At 56.4% G+C, this 3748-nt stretch carries 6 protein-coding genes and 1 pseudogene; 5 read left to right on the top strand and 2 right to left on the bottom strand.

Features of this window, described 5'->3' with window-relative positions; translation table 11 throughout:
* From NWQ23_RS08100 to NWQ23_RS08090, 3 genes are all read left to right on the top strand, one after another.
* A partial coding sequence (locus tag NWQ23_RS08100) for a radical SAM protein (RefSeq protein WP_306165774.1) occupies positions 1-515 on the top strand: 515 nt, incomplete at its 5' end.
* 34 nt (positions 516-549) lie between these two features.
* Entirely contained in the window at positions 550-1191 is a 642-nt protein-coding gene (locus NWQ23_RS08095; protein WP_372340118.1) for a glutathione S-transferase, read from the top strand.
* 24 nt (positions 1192-1215) lie between these two features.
* Positions 1216-1818 (top strand): glutathione S-transferase, encoded by a 603-nt coding sequence (locus NWQ23_RS08090; RefSeq protein ID WP_306165772.1) that lies wholly within the window; start codon positions 1216-1218, stop codon positions 1816-1818.
* Positions 1819-1824: 6 nt separating this feature from the next.
* On the opposite strand, the gene NWQ23_RS08085 is transcribed toward NWQ23_RS08090, so the two are convergent.
* Positions 1825-2469 carry an outer membrane protein gene (locus NWQ23_RS08085; RefSeq protein ID WP_306165771.1) on the bottom strand — a complete coding sequence of 215 codons (645 nt, stop codon included), beginning with the start codon at positions 2467-2469 and terminating at the stop codon, positions 1825-1827.
* Positions 2470-2593: 124 nt separating this feature from the next.
* Positions 2594-2839: a hypothetical protein gene (locus NWQ23_RS08080; RefSeq protein ID WP_306165770.1), complete on the bottom strand. Its 246-nt coding sequence runs from the start codon at positions 2837-2839 to the stop codon at positions 2594-2596.
* Positions 2840-2894: 55 nt separating this feature from the next.
* On the opposite strand from NWQ23_RS08080, the gene petA reads away from it, so the two are divergent.
* Complete coding sequence (gene petA, locus NWQ23_RS08075) at positions 2895-3455, top strand: ubiquinol-cytochrome c reductase iron-sulfur subunit (RefSeq protein ID WP_306165769.1); 561 nt, start codon at positions 2895-2897, stop codon at positions 3453-3455.
* Positions 3456-3467: 12 nt separating this feature from the next.
* A pseudogene (locus NWQ23_RS08070) lies at positions 3468-3748 on the top strand (cytochrome b); the annotation flags it as partial.

Genomic DNA, 3748 nt, shown 5'->3' with positions numbered 1-3748 from the left:
TGATGCCGCACCTGCATCTGTCGCTGCAACATGGCGACGACATGATCCTCAAGCGGATGAAGCGGCGTCACCTTCGCGATGATGCGATCCGGTTCTGCCAAGAGGCCCGCAAGCTGCGGCCTGACATGACCTTTGGGGCGGATATCATCGCAGGTTTCCCGACCGAGACTGATGCGATGTTTGCCAACTCACTGGCTTTGGTGGCAGATTGTGACCTGACATGGTTGCACGTCTTTCCCTATTCGCCCCGCCCCGGCACACCAGCGGCCAGGATGCCGCAAGTCAACGGCAAGATGATCAAGGAACGTGCAGCCGCACTCCGTTTTGCCGGTGCCGCGCAAGTGGATCAACATCTCAAAACGCAGACAGGACGCACCCATCATATCCTGATGGAAAACGCCCGTATGGGCCGGACCGAACAATTCACCGAAGTCGTCTTTGCCAGCGACCAGCCCGAAAGCCAGATCGTGACCGCACAAATCACAGGGTTTGCGGGCAGCCAACTGACCGCCTAACCTTCTTTCGAGCTTAAATATCCCCGCCGGAGGCATCCAGACCGTGCAACAACGCCCCATCCTTTGGACATTCAGGCGCTGCCCCTACGCCATGCGCGCCCGCCTTGCGATTGCGTCCAGCGGTCAAGCGGTGGAAGTGCGGGAAATCCTGCTCAAGGACAAACCCGCCGCATTCCTTGCCGCATCTCCGAAAGGGACAGTACCTGTACTGGTTGACGGCGAGACGGTCATCGAAGAAAGCCGCGATGTCATGCTTTGGGCGCTGGGCCGCAATGATCCCGAGCGCTGGCTGGATATGCCTGCCGATGGCCTTGATTTGATCGACACATGCGACGGGCCCTTCAAGCAGGCCCTTGATCATACAAAATACGCAGTCCGCTTTCCCGACCGCGATGAAACAGCCGAGCGGGCCAAGGCACTGGTGTTCCTGAACAGCTTGAATGACAGATTGCAGCAATCACCCTTCTTGATGGGCCCGCAACGCACGCTCGCGGATATGGCGATTCTGCCCTTTGTGCGCCAGTTCGCAAATACGGATCGCGCATGGTTTGACGCACAGGACCTAGCAGCTGTTGCACAATGGCTCGACGACTTTCTCGCCTCAGACCGTTTGCATGAGGTCATGACGAAATATCCACCTTGGCAAGACGGTCAGGATCAGGTCTTGTTTCCATAAATACGCAACAAGGACACATCGACCATGCAACTCTTGATCTCTCCTGCCTCACCCTTCGTGCGTAAAGTGCGTGTTCTGCTGCGTGAAGCGGATCTGCTGGGCACGGTCGAAGAAGTCACCGTGTCCACTTCACCTCTCAACTCGGCGCCAGAGGTGGTGGCCGCGAACCCCTTGGGCAAGATCCCTGCCTTGATCCGCGCCGACGGCCCTGCAATTTATGATAGCCGCGTCATCACCCGGTTTCTGGATGATCATGCGGGCGCGGGTCTTTACCCGCAAAGCCGCATTTGGGAGATTCTGACACTTGAAGCAACGGCAGACGCGATCATGGATGCGACGGTTGCCATGTCCTATGAAACGCGGCTGCGGCCAGAGGCCGAACAATCCAAGGACTGGATCGAAGCGCAATGGGGCAAGGCCGCGCGCGGCATTGCCGCGGTCAACAGCAGATGGATGAGCCACCTGACAGGTCCCTTGAATATCGGACAGATCGCGATGGCATGTGCCTTATCTTACATCGACCTGCGCCATGACGCGCGCGGATGGCGGGATGACAACGACGCACTTGCCAGATGGCATGCGGATTTCTCGCGCCGTGACAGCATGGTTGAAACCGTCGTCGACTAAGGCCGATCAGAAATTAAAGCTGACACCAAGGTTCACGGCATTCGTGAATATATCTGTCTCAAGCGTGCCACCGCCATCCAGATCAGCAGTATTGGACGAGAACGTGCCTTTGTACTCGCCAAAGACAGCCCACTGATCGTTGATCGGCATTGAAGCACCGGCGATCCATGTCGCGGCGGGCCCTGTCAGCTGGTAGCCAAAGGTCTCGGACGAACCACGGGTCAATTCGACATGAGGCAGTGACACACCGATGCCACCTCCCACATAGGGCGACATCCCGCCCAGCGCCTGATTCCAGCGCCGGTAAGCATTGACCGTCAAAGTGTTCAGACCATCCGTGAATTCAAGCACTTCATAGTCGGCAGGCAGAGAGTCAGCGGTCGGGTAGACCTTGTTATGCGCAAAATCGAGTCCGAACCCGAATGTCGGCGACTGCCAGCGCGTCGCACGAATACCATAGTAAGGCGGGGCTTCGGACGACCGGCCCTCCCAATCCAGGGAAAAGTCATCATCGCCGAAAACGCTGTCGCGAATCGCGATATCGGATGACGGAGCAGACTGCACACCGCCATAGAAGCTGAGTTCGACTTGTGCAGGAGCAAAAGTCGGCACCGCAAGCAGGCCAATGCACAGTGAAAGTGCGCGTTTCATCCAAAAATCCCGATATGAGTGTTCTTATCCACCCCTAAACTCTCTCACAAACGACTTACAAGACAACATTGTCTCGCATTTAAATGAACAGATGTGATTGTGGCGAGCCTGTCACAACTACTCGTCATTTATGGATAATTTTCGCCGATGAAATCTGTATCTCGGCGGTTTTCCGAGCATTTCTTGTGTTTCTTGCGGATTCATTGGTCAAGATGTCGATCCGCGGGATCATCCGATTCTGTGCCGCAAATTTACGATGTTTTCGATTTTTGGCGGTATCAAATCCTGCGTAAGCCCCTGCGCCCGATTGTCCGCTGGACCTCTCAGGATTTGGTGGATAAACAGCGGCTAAATTGACCGATGCACGCATCGGCCTATTTTTCGTGCGGGCAAGATGCCCATCATAAGAATCGGAGATGCACACCGTGTCACATGCAGACGATCAACAAGGCACTCGCCGCGACTTTCTTTACTACGCAACCGCTGGTGCGGGTGTTGTAGTCACAGGCGCCGCAGTCTGGCCGCTTGTAAACCAGATGAACCCCTCCGCGGACGTATTGGCGCTTGCCTCGATCCGCGTTGATATCAGCGCGGTAGACCCGGGCACACAGTTGACTGTTCTTTGGCAGGGCAAGCCGGTCTTTATCCGGTCCCGTACCGAAGAAGAAATCGCAGCAGCCCGCGCAGTGGATCTGGCAGATTTGCCCGACCAGCTTGCCGAGAATGCGAACCTTGACGGGGCGGTTGATGCAAGCGACGAAAACCGCGCTTTGTCGGAAGATGGTGTATGGCTGGTCCAGATGGGTGTCTGCACCCACCTTGGCTGTGTGCCATTGGGTGAATCAGGCGACTTTGGCGGATGGTTCTGCCCTTGTCACGGTTCGCACTACGACACGTCCGGGCGTATCCGTCGCGGGCCGGCGCCGCGCAACCTTCCCATTCCTGTTGCGTCCTTCGTGGACGAAACAACAATTCAACTCGGTTAAGGAGAGCGATCCATGGCTGGTATCCCCCACGACCATTACGAACCAAAGTCAAACGGCGAAAAGTGGCTGCATAGTCGCCTGCCTATCGTCGGACTGATGTACGACACACTGATGCTACCGACACCCAAGAACCTCAACTGGATGTGGATCTGGGGCATCGTTCTTGTCTTCACACTCGTGCTGCAAATCATCACCGGCGTTGTGCTGGTCATGCACTATGTGCCGCACGTTGATATGGCCTTTGCCTCGGTCGAGCATATCATGCGCGACGTGAACGGCGGCCATATGATCCG

Origin of the sequence: Yoonia sp. (assembly GCF_030731595.1) — a bacterium.
In the GTDB taxonomy this organism is placed as follows: domain Bacteria; phylum Pseudomonadota; class Alphaproteobacteria; order Rhodobacterales; family Rhodobacteraceae; genus Yoonia.
This window is presented reverse-complemented; position numbering and strand designations above follow the sequence as displayed.